The organism is Aeromonas sp. s3 (assembly GCF_040907805.1).
GTDB classification, from domain to species: Bacteria; Pseudomonadota; Gammaproteobacteria; order Enterobacterales; family Aeromonadaceae; genus Aeromonas; species Aeromonas dhakensis.
The window spans coordinates 24385-41062 of sequence record NZ_JBFOCQ010000032.1 but is presented as its reverse complement, the minus strand read 5'-3'; the positions used below and the strand labels follow the sequence as shown (position 1 = coordinate 41062).

At 61.4% G+C, this 16678-nt stretch carries 18 protein-coding genes and 1 pseudogene; 12 read left to right on the top strand and 7 right to left on the bottom strand.

Going from position 1 to position 16678, the window contains the following annotated elements; all coding sequences use genetic code 11:
- Positions 1-96: 96 nt before the first annotated feature.
- Entirely contained in the window at positions 97-1206 is a 1110-nt protein-coding gene (locus tag AB5Y98_RS17825) for a YeeE/YedE thiosulfate transporter family protein (RefSeq protein WP_195879518.1), read from the top strand.
- A 78-nt stretch (positions 1207-1284) separates the two neighbouring features.
- Here the strand turns inward: AB5Y98_RS17825 and AB5Y98_RS17820 are convergent, their stop codons facing one another.
- Positions 1285-2490 (bottom strand): DUF2920 family protein, encoded by a 1206-nt coding sequence (locus tag AB5Y98_RS17820; protein ID WP_368232394.1) that lies wholly within the window; start codon positions 2488-2490, stop codon positions 1285-1287.
- 127 nt (positions 2491-2617) lie between these two features.
- Positions 2618-3238 carry a LysE family translocator gene (locus AB5Y98_RS17815; RefSeq protein ID WP_005307702.1) on the bottom strand — a complete coding sequence of 207 codons (621 nt, stop codon included), beginning with the start codon at positions 3236-3238 and terminating at the stop codon, positions 2618-2620.
- Positions 3239-3339: 101 nt separating this feature from the next.
- On the opposite strand from AB5Y98_RS17815, the gene AB5Y98_RS17810 reads away from it, so the two are divergent.
- Positions 3340-4224, top strand: coding sequence for a LysR family transcriptional regulator (locus tag AB5Y98_RS17810; RefSeq protein WP_336291593.1), 885 nt, complete (start codon positions 3340-3342; stop codon positions 4222-4224).
- A gap of 9 nt (positions 4225-4233) precedes the next feature.
- Here the strand turns inward: AB5Y98_RS17810 and AB5Y98_RS17805 are convergent, their stop codons facing one another.
- Positions 4234-4908 (bottom strand): chromophore lyase CpcT/CpeT, encoded by a 675-nt coding sequence (locus tag AB5Y98_RS17805; protein WP_258120399.1) that lies wholly within the window; start codon positions 4906-4908, stop codon positions 4234-4236.
- A 270-nt stretch (positions 4909-5178) separates the two neighbouring features.
- Between AB5Y98_RS17805 and AB5Y98_RS17800 the strand changes: the two genes are divergently transcribed.
- The 4 genes from AB5Y98_RS17800 (at position 5179) to AB5Y98_RS17785 (ending at position 7466) form a co-directional block, all read left to right on the top strand.
- Positions 5179-5835, top strand: coding sequence for a DUF3313 domain-containing protein (locus AB5Y98_RS17800; RefSeq protein ID WP_362817317.1), 657 nt, complete (start codon positions 5179-5181; stop codon positions 5833-5835).
- Positions 5836-5938: 103 nt separating this feature from the next.
- Entirely contained in the window at positions 5939-6301 is a 363-nt protein-coding gene (locus AB5Y98_RS17795) for a cystatin domain-containing protein (protein WP_017788678.1), read from the top strand.
- A 124-nt stretch (positions 6302-6425) separates the two neighbouring features.
- Entirely contained in the window at positions 6426-6938 is a 513-nt protein-coding gene (locus AB5Y98_RS17790) for a cupin domain-containing protein (RefSeq protein ID WP_017766206.1), read from the top strand.
- Positions 6939-7016: 78 nt separating this feature from the next.
- Entirely contained in the window at positions 7017-7466 is a 450-nt protein-coding gene (locus tag AB5Y98_RS17785; protein WP_005307686.1) for an SRPBCC family protein, read from the top strand.
- 79 nt (positions 7467-7545) lie between these two features.
- On the opposite strand, the gene AB5Y98_RS17780 is transcribed toward AB5Y98_RS17785, so the two are convergent.
- Both AB5Y98_RS17780 and AB5Y98_RS17775 read right to left on the bottom strand, forming a co-directional pair.
- Positions 7546-8211, bottom strand: a complete 666-nt coding sequence (locus tag AB5Y98_RS17780) for a hypothetical protein (RefSeq protein ID WP_368232429.1) — start codon at positions 8209-8211, stop codon at positions 7546-7548.
- A 188-nt stretch (positions 8212-8399) separates the two neighbouring features.
- Complete coding sequence (locus AB5Y98_RS17775; RefSeq protein ID WP_242761549.1) at positions 8400-8900, bottom strand: DUF1993 domain-containing protein; 501 nt, start codon at positions 8898-8900, stop codon at positions 8400-8402.
- A 262-nt stretch (positions 8901-9162) separates the two neighbouring features.
- Between AB5Y98_RS17775 and ydfZ the strand changes: the two genes are divergently transcribed.
- The 3 genes from ydfZ (at position 9163) to AB5Y98_RS17760 (ending at position 11465) form a co-directional block, all read left to right on the top strand.
- Complete coding sequence (gene ydfZ / locus AB5Y98_RS17770; protein WP_010635475.1) at positions 9163-9360, top strand: putative selenium delivery protein YdfZ; 198 nt, start codon at positions 9163-9165, stop codon at positions 9358-9360.
- A 279-nt stretch (positions 9361-9639) separates the two neighbouring features.
- Positions 9640-10425 (top strand): hypothetical protein, encoded by a 786-nt coding sequence (locus AB5Y98_RS17765; protein ID WP_337077085.1) that lies wholly within the window; start codon positions 9640-9642, stop codon positions 10423-10425.
- A gap of 146 nt (positions 10426-10571) precedes the next feature.
- Positions 10572-11465: a LysR family transcriptional regulator gene (locus AB5Y98_RS17760; RefSeq protein WP_368232390.1), complete on the top strand. Its 894-nt coding sequence runs from the start codon at positions 10572-10574 to the stop codon at positions 11463-11465.
- Positions 11466-11603: 138 nt separating this feature from the next.
- On the opposite strand, the gene AB5Y98_RS17755 is transcribed toward AB5Y98_RS17760, so the two are convergent.
- Positions 11604-12086: a hypothetical protein gene (locus AB5Y98_RS17755; RefSeq protein WP_368232427.1), complete on the bottom strand. Its 483-nt coding sequence runs from the start codon at positions 12084-12086 to the stop codon at positions 11604-11606.
- A 502-nt stretch (positions 12087-12588) separates the two neighbouring features.
- On the opposite strand from AB5Y98_RS17755, the gene AB5Y98_RS17750 reads away from it, so the two are divergent.
- The 3 genes and pseudogenes from AB5Y98_RS17750 (at position 12589) to AB5Y98_RS17740 (ending at position 15210) form a co-directional block, all read left to right on the top strand.
- Positions 12589-13749, top strand: coding sequence for a glycosyltransferase (locus tag AB5Y98_RS17750; protein ID WP_368232389.1), 1161 nt, complete (start codon positions 12589-12591; stop codon positions 13747-13749).
- A gap of 293 nt (positions 13750-14042) precedes the next feature.
- Complete coding sequence (locus AB5Y98_RS17745) at positions 14043-14480, top strand: DUF2846 domain-containing protein (protein WP_368232387.1); 438 nt, start codon at positions 14043-14045, stop codon at positions 14478-14480.
- A gap of 213 nt (positions 14481-14693) precedes the next feature.
- Positions 14694-15210 (top strand): annotated as a pseudogene (locus AB5Y98_RS17740) (transposase).
- 90 nt (positions 15211-15300) lie between these two features.
- Here the strand turns inward: AB5Y98_RS17740 and AB5Y98_RS17735 are convergent.
- Entirely contained in the window at positions 15301-16446 is a 1146-nt protein-coding gene (locus AB5Y98_RS17735) for a DUF1963 domain-containing protein (protein WP_099358843.1), read from the bottom strand.
- Positions 16447-16678 lie beyond the last annotated feature (232 nt).

Genomic DNA, 16678 nt, shown 5'->3' with positions numbered 1-16678 from the left:
AATTTTCCGGCCATCCACCGGATCCGGGCTGGAATCGGACTCAATGTGGGAATAGGATGCACGGCTTCCATCCATGACGCACAGGAAACAACAGACATGAATCGAAAATGGTCGCTCCCCATCGTGGCAATCGCGGGGGGAGCGTTACTCTGGCTCGGCAACACCTTTGGTATGAAATGGGCTCTGATGGCCCTGATCGGATTCGGCTTCGGCTTCACCCTCTCCTTCAGCCGCTTCGGCATCGTGTTCGGTTGGCGCGAGATGCTGACCAAGCGCAACAGCTACTACGTGCGGGTTCACCTGCTCACCATCGCCATCGAAATTCTGCTGTTCACCTGCTTCCTCTCCTTTAGCCACGCCCTGTTTGGCGATGCCATGGTGGGCAACGTGATGGCCATCGGCATTCCCTTCATCGTCGGTGCCTTCCTGTTCGGCATCGGCATGCAGCTGGCAGGCGTCTGCGCCACCGGCACCCTTTACTGCTGCGGCGAGGGGCAACCCCGCTTCTGGCTGGTGCTGCTCTGCTACGGCATCGGCACCCTGATCAGCAACCAGTTCCGCCCCGAGCTGGAGGCCACCTTCTCCAGCCATGTGGTGCTGGCAAAAGACCTGACCGGCAATATCTGGAGCGGCATGCTGCTCAACCTGGCGCTGGTCGCCGCGCTGTTCCTGCTGTTTCGCAAGAGCGAACTCAAGCGCACTGGCGAGCTCAAGCCCCTCTTCAGCGGCGGCAACCTGTTCTGGCGCGATGGCCGCTTCACCGTGCTGACCGGCGGCATCATCATAGCTCTGCTCAACTCGTCCGTGGTCGCCCTGCACGGCTCGGCCTGGACCATCACAGGCGCCGTCTATGACATGGCGCTGCGCGGTGCCTCCCTGTTCGGTCTGTTCGAGGGGCACCCCAAGCTGGCCCAGCCGCTCTTCATCAACCCCATGGTCGGTATGTTCTGGCTGGGGATCCTGGGGGCCATGCTGGCGCGCTGCATCAGCGGTGGCGGCACCTTCGCCCCGATGCGGCTTGGCAACAGCCTGGCCTCCATCCTCGGCGGCCTGCTGATGGGGATGGGCGCCATGTACAGCGCCTGCAACCTCGGCGGCTTCTTCGACGGCACGGCATCGGGCAGCCTGCACGGCTGGGTCTGGATGTTGATGGCCCTAGCCGGCAGCCTGATCGGCATCCGCCTGCGCCCGCTGTTCAGGCTCTGAGTCGCGAACCATCGATAACAACAACGGGGGCCAGGCCCCCGTTGTTGTTTCGGCAAACACCCCATCCCGGCAGCAATGTCAGGTGGGTGCCATGCCCTCGATCCGCTGGCGTTGCAGCCGCACCTGCGGGTGTGCAAAGTTCAGGTGATAGACCGAGTGACCGGCATGCAGGGTCACCTCGGTGGCGTGAGTGGCCACGAAGGAGGGGGAGCGTTCGGCCAGCAGTGCCAGCCCCTGTCCGAAGAACTGCAGCATGGAGAGACCCATGCCGTGCTCCATGTTGCGGATGAACTCGCCATCGACACTCGACTCGTCGAACAGGATCAACTCGGCGTTGAAACCCCGTGCCAGCATAGCGCGCGCCATGGCCAGTTTGGCATCGGCAGGGGCGATGGCGTCATGAATGGCGTGCACCATCAGACAGAAGGTCTGCGTGCCTCCCTGTGCGGCCATCTGATCGAGCTGGGAGGCACTAAATGCCCGGATGATGAAGGCATCCACATCGAACTCGTGCGGGTGCCCGGCCACCATCCGCCAGGGGGAATCCACGCACAGCGCCAGCTCCACCCCGCCTTGCAGGCTGCACTGGTACTCCACCGCACCGATGTCCCGTCCCACTACATAGGCCAGGTTGGGCTCGGCCCAGGAGGAGTTGTCAAACAGGGCGCGGACATAGCCGGGGCGAAACTTGTTGACCAGCTGCGCCAGATAGCCGCCGTAAGAGGAGCCGACCAGTATCAGGTTGTCGCGACTGCCGCCGTAACGGAGCATCGCATCTTCGATAGCATTGAGGATGTCGAGGGCGGCCATTACCCCGAAGTTCTGGTAGGCCCCATCAGGCGGTATCAGCAAGCCGTGAAAGCGCAGTGGCGCCGCCGGTTGCAAGGTGTCCAGCGCACGCAGCAGTGCGGCATCGGACGTCGTGGCGGGCAACCCCAGCAGGGCGAGTGCACGCACACGCTCATCAGGCAGCAAGGAGATGACCGCCCCCACCGCCGGGCGCGAACGCATGCAGAAATAGTCGACACAAAGCGCCGCCATGCCGTGCTGCGCGGCCACCTTTTCGCAGAATACCTGGCTGTAGGCCCCCAGATCACCGCCAAAGCCCGGGATATAGACCACCAGACCACCGCTGGCCTGCTCGGCCCCATGGATCCGGTAACGCACCTGACGCTCGCCACACAACCCCAATTCGACGTCGGGATGACCGACCACCTCGTGTTCGTAATAAGACATGCTGCCAACCTTGTTGAAAGGCCATGCCATGGGCATCACCTCGACCATGTCAGTTGGGGTCCTGATTATCCTTGCCCCACCCCCTGAACCGGGGAGCATGCGGCATAAAGAGCGCCGATGGAATCTTATTTCTTCTGCTCACCCCATGCAGGACGCTCGCTGCCGGGTTATTCCCCTATCTCAACCCCTTGAACAGCAGCAACAGGGCGAAGCCGGTGAACATCACCGCCGACAGCCGGTTGATCCCCCTGGCGAAGCGTTCGCCATAGCCTTGCGCCCCTACCCAGTGGAACACCAGGCAGTAGCCGCCATGCACCACCAGCACCACGGCGCTGAAGGTGACCGCCAGCAGCATGCACTGACCCAGCGCCCCGTGTTGAAAGTCGATGAACTGGGGGAACAGGCTGGTGAAGAAGATGATCGCCTTGGGGTTGAGCAGGCTGATGAGCGCCCCCTTGATGAAGCTGCGGCGGCAATCCCGATCCGGCCCGGCCCCCGGCACCGGGCTCACCGCCCGCTGGCGCCAGGAGTTGAGCCCCAGATAGAGCAGGTAGAGCGCACCGCCCAGGGTGAGGATCTGCTGGCCCGCGGCCAGCCAGCGGGTGAACCAGAGCACCGCCAGCGAGGCCAGGCTCGCCACCAGCAGGATGCCCACCGCCACCCCGCAAAAGCCGGCGATGGCATGGCGAGCACCCCGGGTCAGGGTGTTGCCTATGGTGTAGATCACGGCGGGCCCCGGGCTCAGCACGGTGCCGATGGCGAGCAGCAGATAGAGGGCATAATAGTCGAGCGTCATCGAGAGAGATTCCAGCGTGGATTGGCTGCCGCCCAGTATATTGACAGCCGCGACGCCAGCCAGACATAGTGGCGCCGGGCTTTATAAACCAGGAGTTTAGAGTGGACCGCTTGACCGCCATCGAGATCTTCGTCGAGGTTGCCCGCGCGGGCAGTTTCGCCGCCGTGGCGGAGCGCTTCGCGATGACGCCGGCCATGATCGGCAAGTACATCAAGTGGCTGGAGGCCAGGGTCGGCTCCCGCCTGCTCAATCGCAACACCCGTTGCCAGAGCCTGACCGAGGCGGGCCAGGAGTACCTCGCCGGCTGCCAGAGCCTGTTGCAGCACTACCGGGAGCTGGAGCAGAACACCCTGGCCAATACCGGCCAGGCGGCGGGCAGGATCCGCATCAACGCCCCCGTCACCTTCGGCAGCTACCGGCTGACGCCGCTGCTGTGCCGCTTCATGGAGCGCTACCCGCAGATCCGCATCGAGCTGGATCTGTCGGATCGGCTGGTGGACGTCATCGGCGACGGCTTCGACCTCATCTTCCGGATCGGCCAGCCCAAGGATGCCGGCTACATAGCCCGGCCACTGACCAGCACGGGCTCGGTGTTTTGCGCATCGCCAGACTATCTGCAACGCCACGGCACTCCCCTCACGCTGGCGGATCTGGCCAGCCACCACTGCCTGGGATTCAGCCCCTGGCTCGGCCAGTCGCGCCTGGCCGAGGCCTTTCCCCTCGAACAGCTGCACCTGTGGGACAGCCCCTTCATCAGCAACCACGGCGGCGCCCTCAAGGTGGCCGCCCTCAACCACGCCGGCATCCTGCTGCAACCGCGCGCCCTGCTGAGCGAGGAGCTAGAGCGCGGCACCTTGCAGGAGATCCTGGCGGATGCCCTGCCCGCCCCGCGCCCGGTCAATTTGCTCTACCCGGCCAGGGAGCCGCTGCCGCTGCGCCTGCGGCTGCTCATCGACCACCTGATCGAGCAGCGCCACCAGCTGTAGGGCGCAGCCCTACTCGCCGCGCTGCTTCACCCGGCGCAGATAGACATAGCCCTCCCCCGGGCTGCCCCAGCGCTGATAGGCATCGGTGTCATAGGCCCGATCCAGCAGTCGCACGCTGTGGGGGCCGATCCAGAGGTACTGCACCAGGGTGCTGGCACCGCCGAAATTGGTGGAGCAGCTGCCCACCTTGCTGTGGCCGGCATACTCCCCCGACGGCTGGCGAGTCAGCCAGATCTCGCAGCCCTGGCGCAGGGAGAGCTGTTGCGGGGTGAGGGAGTCGAGCAGCTCGGGCCGGCGCCAGGCACCGGCGAAGTCGATGGCCCGCGGCATGGTCAGCTCGGCCATCAGGATGCGGCCATCGGGCACCAGCGAGAAGCGGTAGATGCGCTGGCGAAACGGGCGCACCGCCCGCTCGGTCAAAAACTGCTCGGCATAGACCCAGCGAAAGCCCTTGTAGCCGGGCCAGATCTCCACCAGCCGCAGTTCGGCGCTGGTGAAGCGGCTGTCGTAGCTGGCCTGCTCGCGGCTGGAGAACTCGCCGGTAAACCAGGAGAGCAGCGGCTCCATGCTGGCAGGCTGCGTCGTGGTGGTGCTGTCAGGGGGCGTGGTGACGAAGGGGCCGGGTGCCGCCCAGGCCAGGCAGGAGAAGAGCAGCCCCCACAGGGCCGCCATCAGGCTGGTCATCGAATCCTTCCGAATCAGTGTCATGGCGGCGATTATATGAGCGAATGGCGTCAATATCCGCAACCTTGATCAAATGATTGCCGATCCGAAGCAAAATCATCGTATTAGCGTCATGTCCCGGCAACCGGACAGCCATCTACGCCAGGCTGGATCCGGCCTGAACACCCCGCATTCTGTCCTTGTGGGCGCTCTTTGAATCGGTTATCTCTCTTGCCATGCCCTGGGCAGCGGATGCCAGGGTCAGACAAGCAGCGCAATCAGGAGCAAGAGATGAAGAGAGCCGTAATCGCGGGCATGGTGGCCATTCTGCTGAGTGGCTGCGCGGTGAAGAACCAGGTCTCCCACAGCCTGCAGGCGATCCCGCTGACCGCCTTCCAGCAGAGTGAAAGCAACCCCAACCAGCGCATCTACAAGGAGCCCGGTGTGGATCTGCGCCAATACAATGAGGTGCTGCTCGATCCGCTCCAGTTTATCCGGCAGGAGAACGGCCAGTGGTACCTGTTGACCGCCAACGAGCAGAACGAGATCGGCCGCTACTACCACGCCACCTTCCAGCGCGAGCTGATAAACCACGGCGTCAAGATTGCCACCGCCCCCGGCCCCGGCGTGCTGCGGGTGCAGGCCGCCATCACCAACTTCGACCTGACCCGGCCCGACCCCAAGCTGCGGGATCTGCTGCCCGCCAAGATCGCCATCAACGTCACCCGCGAGGTGATCGGCAAGGAACCCTATCTGCTCAGGGTGGGCAGCATGGCCCAGCTGCTCGACTCCCAAAGCGGCAAGCTGCTGGTGCGGGTGATGGATGCACGCGAGAGCCCGGACACCACCCACAAGGAGAGCCCCATCACCGCCGGCGAGATGGCGAAAATGATCGACCAGTGGGCCGCCGGCCGCGCCAAGCAGCTGGCCGACAACCTGGGTCGCTGAACGGGCCGGCCGCCTCCCAAAAGGGGGGCTTTTGGAGCCATGACAGCTGCGTTATCGCCTGAATGTTGATAAGGTCATTACTTTATTGGCTGGAGAAAAAGATATGAAAAAAGCGCTGTTTCCCATTCTGGTTGCCGGCCTGCTGAGCGCCTGCAGCATGGCTCCGCAGCAGCAGGAGTGCGCCCCCATGGCTGGCGGATGGCAGAGTCAGCCGTTGCCGAACGCAGAGGCCGAAGCGGCGCTGGCCAGCGTGCTGGCGCGCATGAACACCTCCGCCAGGCTGGAGCGCATTCTCGAGGTGCGCAGCCAGGTGGTCTCCGGGATCAACTACGACATCGCCTTCCAGCTCGACAACGGCGAGGTGTGGAATACCCGCGTCTATCGGGATCTCGCCGGCCACTACCAGATGACCCGACCGGCCGCCCAGGGGGAACTGCCCGCCATGCCTTGCGTCAAGGCCAAATAGCCGCGACCATCGGGCCCCTCGCCAGAGGGGCTCATCTGACCAGCAAATCTCTGCTGTTCTCCCCGCACTCCGGCAGTCAGGATGACCCTTCCCGTGACCACATCCCCATAGAAAAGGAACCACTATGACCCGTCACCCCAGCATCAAGCACTGGCGCGAGCTGCAGGAGCCCGAACCCGGCCGCTACTCCGGCAGCGAGGAGCCGCTCTCTCTGGGCAGTGCCCTCGGCAGACACTACGGCTTTGCCCGTCTCGGCATTCACCACGAGCTGCTGCCGCCGGGCCGGCGCACCAGCTGGCCCCACGCCGAGGAGACCGAGGATGAGTTTGTCCACGTGCTGGAAGGCACTCCGGATGTCTGGCTCGACGGCGTGCTCCATCGGCTGCAACCCGGCGACTCGGTCGGCTTCAAGGCGGGCGACGGGTTGGCCCACACCTTCATCAACAACACAAATCAGCCGGTGCGGCTGCTCTGCGTGGGCGACACCGATCGGGCGGACAACCACATCCACTACGCCCTGCACCCCGAGCGCAACCGCTTCATCGGTGAGCGGCACTGGGATGCGGTACCCGAGCGCGAGCTGGGGGATCACGACGGCCTGCCCGACCAGCTGCGCGAGCGCAACGGCCCCTTCTAGGGCGCCGCAACCGGCCTCTGGTCGGCAAGCGGACGCAACCGACTATCCTTGATGGACCCAAGGCAACGAGGAAGAGAGATGAAGACAGGAACAGTGCGGCTGCATCGGGTGCTCAAGGCGCCGCCGATGCGGATCTACCGGGCCTTTATCGAGGCCGATGCGCTGGCCAAATGGCTGCCACCCCACGGCTTCACCTGCCAGGTGGAACAGCTGGAGGCCCGGGTCGGCGGCCACTTCCGGATGGCGTTCACCCAGTTCGGCAACGGCCACAGCCACGCCTTTGGCGGCGAATACCTAGAGCTCGAACCGGGCAAGCGCATTCGCTACACCGACAGCTTCGACGACCCCAACCTGCCGGGGGTGATGCACGTGACCGTGATCCTGACCGGGGTAGTGTGCGGCACCGAACTCGTCATCGTGCAGGAGGGGATCCCCGCAGCCATCCCGGTGGAGATGTGCTATCTCGGTTGGCAGGAGTCCCTGGCCCAGCTGGCGGCTCTGGTGGAGCCGGAGATCCCGCCGGGCTGAGCGACGCCCACGAAAAAGCCTGTCAGCCGGCAGGCTTTTTTTATTGCTGGCGGCCTGTGCGCCAAACCACCATCCGGGCTCAGCGGCCGGGGGCCTTGTCCAGCGGGAAGGTGAAGAGATCGCGGCGATAGGTCTCGACCACCAGGCTGAACGGCACGCCATCCCCCCGTGAGAGGATGGCCCTATGCTGCAGCACCCGCTCGGGGATCGCCAGCGGCTGGTCACTGCTGGCAAAGGTGGGCATCTGCATCTCCCAACCGGCCGGCAGGGGTGCCCACAGCAGGGTGGAAGAGAGGGTCAGGCGGCTGAAGTTCAGCGCCTTGACGGCCAGGCCAAACGGGGTATCGCTGGTGTCGAGGAGACGGTTCATCTCGGGTGTGAGGCGGCTTTTCACATACCAGTTGTCCGCTTCGGAGAAGACATGATCGCCGCAGGCGAGCTGTACCCGGCGATAGCCAACGGGCTCGTCGGCCGCGATCTTGAGCTGCTCGCGGACGGTGGCGTCGGCCGGTTTGCGGGTATCCTGATCACGCAGGGCGCGGATGCGCGGCTCCCCGGCCATCCGGTGGTCGGCGCACCAGTTTTGCAGGGTGACGGTGGCGCTCGGGTTGCTGAGCAGGGTGGCATTGAGGGTCTGCAGCAGCGCCTGCGCCTTGAGACGGGTGACGGGGGTGTCGGGCCAGCTTGCGGCGACGCTTTCCTGCGCCTGCACGGCGCCATGGCACAGCAAGGCCGCCAGCATCATTACTCGGATCTTCATGTTTCTCTTACCCTTTCTACTTTGACGCCGGATTGTAACCGCGCGAGGGCTGAAGACCACGCCTTTATGCCCAGAGCCGTCGCCGGCGACCATGCCGCTAGATCTGGCTCGCCCCCCGTTCGCGGATAAAAAAAGCCTGCCAGCGGGCAGGCTTTTTCGTACCAGAGTGCAGCTTATTGCAGCTTGATGGCGCCCAGGTAATCCCCCTTGCCGAGCTCGACCCCGGCCTGGCGCAGCAGGGCATAGGTCATGGTGAGGTGGAAGTAGAAGTTGGGGATGCCGTACTCGTGCACGCAGGTGTGGCCGTCCATTCCCTTGCCACCGGCCCAGTAGGGGGTGTAGTGGCCGCTCGCATACTGGCTGAAGTCGGCCTCCAGCTTGCTCTGCAGATAGGTGAGGGTCTTGGCCACATGGGCGCGCAGATCCGCCATGGTCTTGGGGTCATCCCCCAGCACCGGCGGCTCGCTCAGGCTGGCGGTGGCCACCACGGCACGGGCGCTGTCGCAGCAGATCAACACCTGCTTGGCCAGCGGCAGCATGTCGACGATGAGGCGCTCATTGAAGAAGTTCTCTACGTTGAATTTCTTGGCGGCGGCGTGGGCCTCGGCCTTGGCCAGACAGTGGTCGAGGTTGGTCAGCATCTTGATAAACTGGGCGGCGATCTCACGATTCATAATGCGCTCTCGGTTGGTTGAAGGCGGTTGCACGAGCGGCATCCACTATAGCGTATCCCCCCGTTTGTTCGAGCCCGCTCCCGCAAAATGCCGGCCCCGGCCAGCTGCCCAGCGACAGGATTGGACGACCCCTGCGGCTGCCGATATGCCGAGGCCCTCTTTGGCTCTTTTTTGATCTGTGACATGTATCACTCTTTTACAGGGGCGTAGGCTGATTCGCGCAGCCCGGGCATGTCGCCGGGCACAACCAAAGGAGAGTGCCATGAAAATCTATGACCGAAACCGCAATGCGCTCACACCGGGTCAGCGGGTGATGATCGCTGCCACCGGCGCCGTCGACGTACTGAAAGAGGCTCACACCGATAACCTGACCCCCTATCAGGCCGAGCACGAGCAGTGCGTGCTGCTGGCCAACTCCCGGGAGCGCTACGCCCCCATCGAGTTGATTAGACTAGGCTGATACCCGGCGTTACCTGTCACCCTACTCTTTACAATTCACCCGGCCGCCGCGCCCCGTTGGGGCCGGGTTTCTGATCTCCCTTCCCTATGTGACCCCAGCTTCTACGCAGGTTCGCGCAAGGATGCGTCAATCAACCTTGGCACCTGCGGCTCCAAGCGGCAGGATGGCATCCCCCATACGATTGATTACCAGCAGTGAATTTTGATATTCATTTGATGCTATTTCAGTGCACTTTCTACCGCCCTAGACTGCTTCTCGAACCTTAACGAGGAGTCTTGTATGAAACTCATCCATATTACTTTGCTGGCCGGCACCATAACTTCGGCCCTCTCTTTCAACACCTTCGCCGGTGACCTGGTCTCGGTGCAGTTCAGCGATGGCCGCGCCGCCGTGACCGGCGTCGAGGCGGTCAACAAAGCGCTCAACCCCATCGGCGTCAACGTGGTCACCGTCGACATTCCAGACGCCGCCAGGCCGCTGCTGGAGGCCTCCCATCGCCGCGCGTTGACCAAAGCGGAGCACGGCGCCCTGATTGCAGCCTTCAACCTGAGTCAGGGGGAGCTGCTGGAGCAGGCCAGGCTCGCAGGCCGCGAGCCCGCGGTGCAAGGTGGTGGCGTCGCCACCGAAGAGACAGGCGTCGGCCCCTACCCCAAGGTCTATGACCTGATGGCGCTGGACGAGCGCACCCGCAGCGCCGTGCTCGGCAAATATGGCCGCATGCACGTCAACTCCGCCGAGGACGGCACCGATATCGACGAGGTGATGACGGTGGTCAGCGGCGGGCCGTTCCGCTGGGGCTTTACCCTGCAAGACGGCAGCATAGCCCGCTTCCAGATAGACAAGGTGGGCCTTGAGGACAAGGCCGTGCGGATCAGCTATCACGGACTGGGCATGCACGCCGGGCTGATGGATGCCAAACAGGGGCTGCTGGTGGCCTTCGCCCACGGTCCCGAGGCATTCACCATGCGCTACCAGGCCGACGTGCCCCACGCCCAGCTGCTCGGCACCAACCCCTGGGCCGATGTCGGCATCAGCCTGCCTCCCGCACCGGGCAAGGTGCAATAAGCCACCGCGGCACCGGGCGGTCGGGTCAAGGCCCTGCCGCCCTAGTTGCACCTCTCTGTTACCTGGCGCCCGGCGAGCCGGATTGGGTGAATTCACCGCGCCATGATGGCACCATCATTTACCAGTGGTGAATTATCGGGGGCAGGATGAACAAGATCACGGCGCTGAACGTCTTTCGCCGGGTGGTGGAGATGGGCACCTTCAGGGCGGCGGCAGATGACCTGCACCTCTCACAGGCAGCGGTCAGCAAGAACATCAACGAGCTGGAAGCCTATCTCGGCATCGCCCTCATCAACCGCACCACCAGGCGGCTGAGCATCACCGAAGCCGGCATGACCTATTACCGCCAGATTTGCGCCGTGCTGGACGGCCTGGAGGCCGCCGACCAGTCCATCATGGCCACCTCCTTCACCCCCAGGGGCAGGCTCAGGATCGGCATGCCCATGTCCTACGGGCTGATCCGGCTCAACCCCCTCGTCTGCGAGTTCCAGCGCCGCTATCCGGCGATCGGCATCGAGGTGATCCTGAGCGACGCCTACATGGATCTGGTGGATCAGGGGCTGGACGTGGTGATCCGGGGGGCAGGCACCCTGGATGACTCCACCCTGCGCGCCAAACCCTTGTGCCAGGTGCAGCGGGTGCTGTGCGCAGCACCTGACTATCTCAAGGAGGCGGGTCAGCCCGCCCACCCGGAGGATCTCAAAGAGCACAACTGCCTGCGCTACAGCCTCTCCTCCTCCCCCGGCAAGTGGTGCTTTAGCCGGGCAGAGGAGAGCCTGGCGGTGGATGTGCGCCCTGCCAGCTTCACCGCCAACAACGGCATCGCCCTGAAACAGGCGGCGGTGCAAGGGCTTGGGGTGATCCTGGTGCCACACGAGTTCGTAGCGAACGACCTAGCGGACGGCACCCTGGTGAAACTGTTCCCCGACTGGCAACCCGACCCCCACGCCCTGTTCGCCGTCTACCCCTTCCACAAGGAGCAGTCCCCCAACGTGCGGCTCTTTATCGAATTTATCGTCAAGGCGTTTCAGCCGAGGTAGCCCGACAGGCGGGAGCTTGAGGCATTCACCTGTTGGAACCCGCCTGCATGTAGGTTCGATTAGCGAAGCGTAATCGGACGTTCGTGGAATCGGACGTTCGTGGAATCGGACGATCGCGTCATCGATCGCTCCCTCTGGCTACCGCCCGCCGTCCAGGATGACGCCCCTTGCCTGTGTTGCCGATGTATCCGCAAATAGTCGCCTGCCAAGCTGGCGGATCAGCAGCAGCGGCGACAACAGGGTGAGCAGCAGCCAGTGGGTGTGGGGCAGGATAAAGCTCCAGATGATCTCGTGAGGTAGCCAGGTCGACGCGGTTGCCGTCATAAAGGCAATGTCATAGGTCTCCCACAACCAGAGTCCGGCAAAGAGCGGCAACAACAGCGGACGGGGTGTCAGCAAAAACAGCGGCAAGTAAACACAGGCGAGTACGGCGCTGAACTCCAGCATGGCCGGGGTCAGCTCAGCCAAGGTATGACTGGGGGAGAGACCGCTCCATTGGACAGGCGTCCCCTCGGCCAGTGCAGGCCACCAGGATGCGTATTGAAACAGGGTAAACGAAATCAGAAACAGCAGGCTGGTCAGCAGCGCCAGCGCCGTTTTTCGCAACAGCCAGCGCCCCATCCGGCGCAGTGTCGGCATCCACTTAGACATCAATGACTCCCATCTGGTGACGGGGCAGTATGCCTTGGCTGGCGGCGTGATCAAAGCCGCCCTGCAGACCCTCTTGCCTACGCCCACACGCTCTTCTGCCTCCGAGTTACAGCCAAGAGCGACATGTTGGTTCCATTGACCAGGCGTCATCGGGCATATGGGGAGCTAGACGGGTGCCCGCATCTGAAGATGTGTCACTCGTTGACACCCTGCCTGGGTGATTGTTGATCACCAAGCTTCGTGCGAGACTCTTCATCGCGTTATCCAGGGACAATTGAGACCAGCATGGACAACGTCGCCTTGACGACCCCTCTGTCCTGACAAGCCGAGAGGCCAGGGCCAAAAACAGGCCCATCACATGATGGGGCAGCAAAACAGTCATCAGGACATGACGAGGGTACAGGGCTCAATGACATGACGCAGGAGCCTGCAAGATCGCCCCCTCACCATGACCAGACACAGGGGAGCAAACATGAAGGATCAGGCTGCAACCGTACTCTGCTTTGAGCATGTCACCATAGCGAGAGACTGCATGGACACGCTCCAGGCGCTGGGGTTTAACGTGATTCGCATCGCCTATTCTGCCGAGGTGTTTACCAGGCTGCCATTTCTCAATTTTGATTACCTTTTCAGCATCAACTTCAACCCCCTCCTCTCTCAAGCGGCCGAAGCGTTGCGCAAGCCCTACATTGCCTGGGTGGTCGATACACCCTGCTATGGCATGCATCATGACGCCATCTCCAACCCCCTCTCCTTCACGTTTGTCTACGACCTTGCCGTAGCAAGCAGGCTCAAGGAGAGGAGCAATGGCAACGTCTACTACCTGCCGGTCGCCATCAACGAGCAGCGCCAACTGCCAGCCGAGCCGGGTTATGACCACGATATCTCCTTCATCGCCAACCTGACCCCGCCGGAATACCAGACCCACATCAAGCCACGGCTGGCCCCCGGCCCGCTGCAAACGCTGGAAGAGCTGATTGGGCACATCGATGCGCACCTGGAGGGGCGGCCCCTGGCTGCACAACTCACGGAATCTCATCTACGGCTTGTGAAAGAGGTGTATCCGCTGAGCGGGCTACCCTACCTGAGCGAATATGAAAAACTGGCGTATCTGCTGGGCCGCGAACACTCCTATCGGGAAAGGGTGTCCTGTATCCAGGCTCTGGCGGCCCGGTTTGAACGGGTCGCCGTGTACGGAAACCCGGAGTGGGCGACACACACGCAGACCTATTGCGGATACGCAGAACATTACCAAGCGATGCCACGCCTGTTTCAACGCAGCAGGATCAACCTGAATCTGGTGCGCAGTTTCGTCGAGTCGGGGCTCCCCATGCGGGTGTTTGATATTCTTGGCGCCGGTGGATTCATGGTGACCAACGACAAGGAGGATCTGCATCATCTCTTCACCCCGGGCAAGGATCTGGTGATCTTCCGCGACAAGCAGGATCTGCTGGAGATCTGTCGCTATTACCTGAGCCATGAGGAAGAGCGCGCCGCCATCGCCGCCCATGGGCAACAGACGGTGCTGGCCCACCACACCTATCGAGCGCGCCTGATCAGCTTGTTCCAGACCGTCCAGAGTGAGCTGGCAAGCCTGCAACCCTCTGGTGTACAAGCGCATTCAAATAACTGACGGCCATGTCTGATATCAGACGGTGAGTGGCCATTCTCCCTGTCAGCCCGTAGCAGGTTCGATCAGCGAGCTGTAATCGAACCTAAGTCCCTGGCCTGCGTAGCGTCAGCATCCATTTAGGCATCAATGACAAGCGGCATGCCGCGGTTCGCTGCACCGTCCAAGTGCCGCACCATGCCGGTAAATTTCCGGAATATTGAATCCCGTCACACCGGCGGTGGTTTGAGTAGTTGCCCGGCCACAGAGCCTCATGCGAACCTTTAAATCCCGTTAATCCACTCAAACCAAACACTATGTTCAGGCAAATAATGATGAGTGCTGCCCTGCTGTCGGCGGCGCTGCTTTCCGGTTGTGCTTCCGTACCCATGGCCGATGCCACCGCAGACGCTCAGGCCAAGCAGTTTGTGGCGCCCAAGGATGCGGCCAACCTCTATATCTATCGCAACGAGACCTTCGGTGCGGCGGTGAAAATGCCGCTGCTGGTCGATGGCATGGTGGTCGGCGATACCGTGGCCCACACCTATATCCTCAAGCAGGTGACGCCGGGCAGCCACACCATCACCTCCAAGTCGGAGAACGATGCCACCCTGACCCTCAGCACCGAGGCGGGTAAAAACTACTACGTCTGGCAGGAGGTCAAGATGGGCTTGCTGATGGCCCGCTCCAAGCTGAGTCAGGTCAGTGAGGAGGAAGGCAAGCAAGGGGTGATGGAGAGCAAGTTGGTCAAGTGACCAGATATTTTCACCTCACAAGCAGGGCGTAGCCTTACCAGCTACGCCTCTGTCAGAAAGGTTGGTGTCCCATATTTCCTGTCCGTGTAGGTTCGATTAGCGAAGCGTAATCGGACGATCGCGTAATGGAACATCCACACCATCACAACCTGCAAGCAGATCGAAGTGAGGCAAGGCTATGCTTGGCTTTTCGGTCTCAACAAGGGAAAGAGGATGGCCAACTGGCGGCGGGCATGGTGGCCCGGCGGAACCTGGTTCTTTACCGTCAACCTGCTGGAGCGGCGCAACAACCGGTTGCTGGTGGAGCAGATCGACCTGCTGCGTCACAGCGTTGCCAAGGTGCAACAGGCTCACCCCTTCGCCATTCACGCCTGGGTGGTGTTGCCCGACCATCTTCACTGCATTCTCTCATTGCCGGAGGGGGACAGCGACTTCCCCCTGCGTTGGCGGCTGATCAAAAGCCACTTTTCCCGCGCCTTGCCGGTGAACGAGCGCCGCAGCCAGACCCGGCTACGCCACGGGGAGCGGGGCATCTGGCAGCGCCACTACTGGGAACACCTGATCCGGGATGAGCAGAATCTGCCATATGGATTACATCCATATCAACTCGCTCAAACATGGTCATGTCACCCGGGTGGCCGATTGGCCCTATTCCACCTTCCATCGTTACGTGGCGAGCGGCGTCTATCCGTTGGATTGGTGCGGGTCAGGGGATGGGGCGTTGGGATGATTGGGGTAAACCCGTCAAGGGTTATGCCTTTGTGAACGTCCGATTACGCGATCGTCCGATTACGCTTCGCTAATCGAACCTACGGGCTATCTAGTAGTCATAGATGCAGTAAATACGATCGAATCTTCCTAACGTTAAATCCTCTCGGTGGACAATAAAATTCAACCGCATAGAGTGCTCACTATAGAGGACTTTGAGCAGCACCAGATAATCTTCGGCATTGCCGCCTAATTCAGCCGCAGCGTGAAGTTCGGGGGCTTTATAGCGACTATCACCATGGCTGTTAATGCTGGCGATACCATCATAATACGGCAGCGGCTGCTCGGGGACGAGCAATGCCTGTAAGTTGGGTGACTGCCAGTCGGTATTAGCCCATTGCGATTGAGTGAGAATCTGACCAGGGATAAACCCGTGCTCATTCAATTGTATCAGCTCATAGCCCTTGAGCTGCTCTTGCCACTCTGGTGCCAATTCATCATCTACAACCTCAAGGGCCTCCAGCACCATGGCTTGTTGCGGTTCTGGTAGCGCTTGTAAACGAGCCTTGGCTAACCCTACTAAATGCGGGTTGTCATTATTAATCATGTCAGTGGCTATCATCTTAATGCTAGCAATCCCCTGAAGTTGATAAGCCGCCTCATACTCATAATTTGCACAGACAGCCTCGTCGAACTTAGGTTCGACAATCGTTTTCCCAGAGTTAAGCTGCTGATCTTCAGCGACATAATAGACATGGCCGCGAAGCATTTCCGAGAATCGCCAGCGCTCCAAAAAGAATAACAGTCGCCCTTCTCGGGGCAAGTAAGATTGAAACGCCTTCAGTTCGCTACAATTGATTTGTGCGATAAATTGCATGGGCACACGAAAGGCCTGCGCCGCCTCGTCCCAATCCCAAAGATGCGCCTCATCAGCCTCCCAGTCGTCCTGCCAGTCCTCCCGCCAATGCTCATTAATAAACTCGCGAGTATGACCAAAGCTCTCAACATAGCCATCCAGCATCTCCTCCCTTCCAACCAAAGTCACCGGATAATCCATGCCGACAGGCAAATCCGGCAATCCACCCAATCGGCTGTTACCTAACTGGGCATAGTCTTCGTTTGCGCAGGGATAGAGGTCGACACTACTGCGCATAAACGCCGAGAGAACGTTGGCAAGCTTGGGGTCTTTAAACTGTGCCAGCTTTTGCTCGAGCAACTGCTGACGAATGGGGGAATTTTCTGCTAACAACATATCCATATTTACCTCACCAAAAAAATTATTATGCCCCCCCTGCCTTTGGTAACCCGGTCACTTGGTAGTGGGATCGATAGGCCACAGTTTGCTAATTGCCCTATGATCTTCTCCGCTTGGGATCAATCAAATAACGGGCTCATAGGCTCAAATAGCGAATCACATTCGGACGATCGCGTCATTAAATATGTTGCGATAACGGATATAACCAACCCGGCCTAAAGCCGGGTTGGTTATA

Excerpts from the sequence above, each read along its gene's own strand:
- AB5Y98_RS17825 (WP_195879518.1), top strand. The coding sequence starts at position 97 with ATGAATCGAAAATGGTCGCTCCCCATCGTGGCAATCGCGGGGGGAGCG.
- AB5Y98_RS17805 (WP_258120399.1), bottom strand. The coding sequence starts at position 4,908 with ATGACCAGCCTGATGGCGGCCCTGTGGGGGCTGCTCTTCTCCTGCCTG.
- AB5Y98_RS17800 (WP_362817317.1), top strand. The coding sequence starts at position 5,179 with ATGAAGAGAGCCGTAATCGCGGGCATGGTGGCCATTCTGCTGAGTGGC.
- AB5Y98_RS17795 (WP_017788678.1), top strand. The coding sequence starts at position 5,939 with ATGAAAAAAGCGCTGTTTCCCATTCTGGTTGCCGGCCTGCTGAGCGCC.
- AB5Y98_RS17765 (WP_337077085.1), top strand. The coding sequence starts at position 9,640 with ATGAAACTCATCCATATTACTTTGCTGGCCGGCACCATAACTTCGGCC.
- AB5Y98_RS17815 (WP_005307702.1), bottom strand. The coding sequence starts at position 3,238 with ATGACGCTCGACTATTATGCCCTCTATCTGCTGCTCGCCATCGGCACC.
- AB5Y98_RS17735 (WP_099358843.1), bottom strand. The coding sequence starts at position 16,446 with ATGGATATGTTGTTAGCAGAAAATTCCCCCATTCGTCAGCAGTTGCTC.
- AB5Y98_RS17785 (WP_005307686.1), top strand. The coding sequence starts at position 7,017 with ATGAAGACAGGAACAGTGCGGCTGCATCGGGTGCTCAAGGCGCCGCCG.
- AB5Y98_RS17820 (WP_368232394.1), bottom strand. The coding sequence starts at position 2,490 with ATGGTCGAGGTGATGCCCATGGCATGGCCTTTCAACAAGGTTGGCAGC.
- AB5Y98_RS17780 (WP_368232429.1), bottom strand. The coding sequence starts at position 8,211 with ATGATGCTGGCGGCCTTGCTGTGCCATGGCGCCGTGCAGGCGCAGGAA.
- AB5Y98_RS17745 (WP_368232387.1), top strand. The coding sequence starts at position 14,043 with ATGTTCAGGCAAATAATGATGAGTGCTGCCCTGCTGTCGGCGGCGCTG.
- AB5Y98_RS17755 (WP_368232427.1), bottom strand. The coding sequence starts at position 12,086 with ATGGGGCGCTGGCTGTTGCGAAAAACGGCGCTGGCGCTGCTGACCAGC.
- AB5Y98_RS17775 (WP_242761549.1), bottom strand. The coding sequence starts at position 8,900 with ATGAATCGTGAGATCGCCGCCCAGTTTATCAAGATGCTGACCAACCTC.
- ydfZ (WP_010635475.1), top strand. The coding sequence starts at position 9,163 with ATGAAAATCTATGACCGAAACCGCAATGCGCTCACACCGGGTCAGCGG.
- AB5Y98_RS17750 (WP_368232389.1), top strand. The coding sequence starts at position 12,589 with ATGAAGGATCAGGCTGCAACCGTACTCTGCTTTGAGCATGTCACCATA.
- AB5Y98_RS17790 (WP_017766206.1), top strand. The coding sequence starts at position 6,426 with ATGACCCGTCACCCCAGCATCAAGCACTGGCGCGAGCTGCAGGAGCCC.
- AB5Y98_RS17760 (WP_368232390.1), top strand. The coding sequence starts at position 10,572 with ATGAACAAGATCACGGCGCTGAACGTCTTTCGCCGGGTGGTGGAGATG.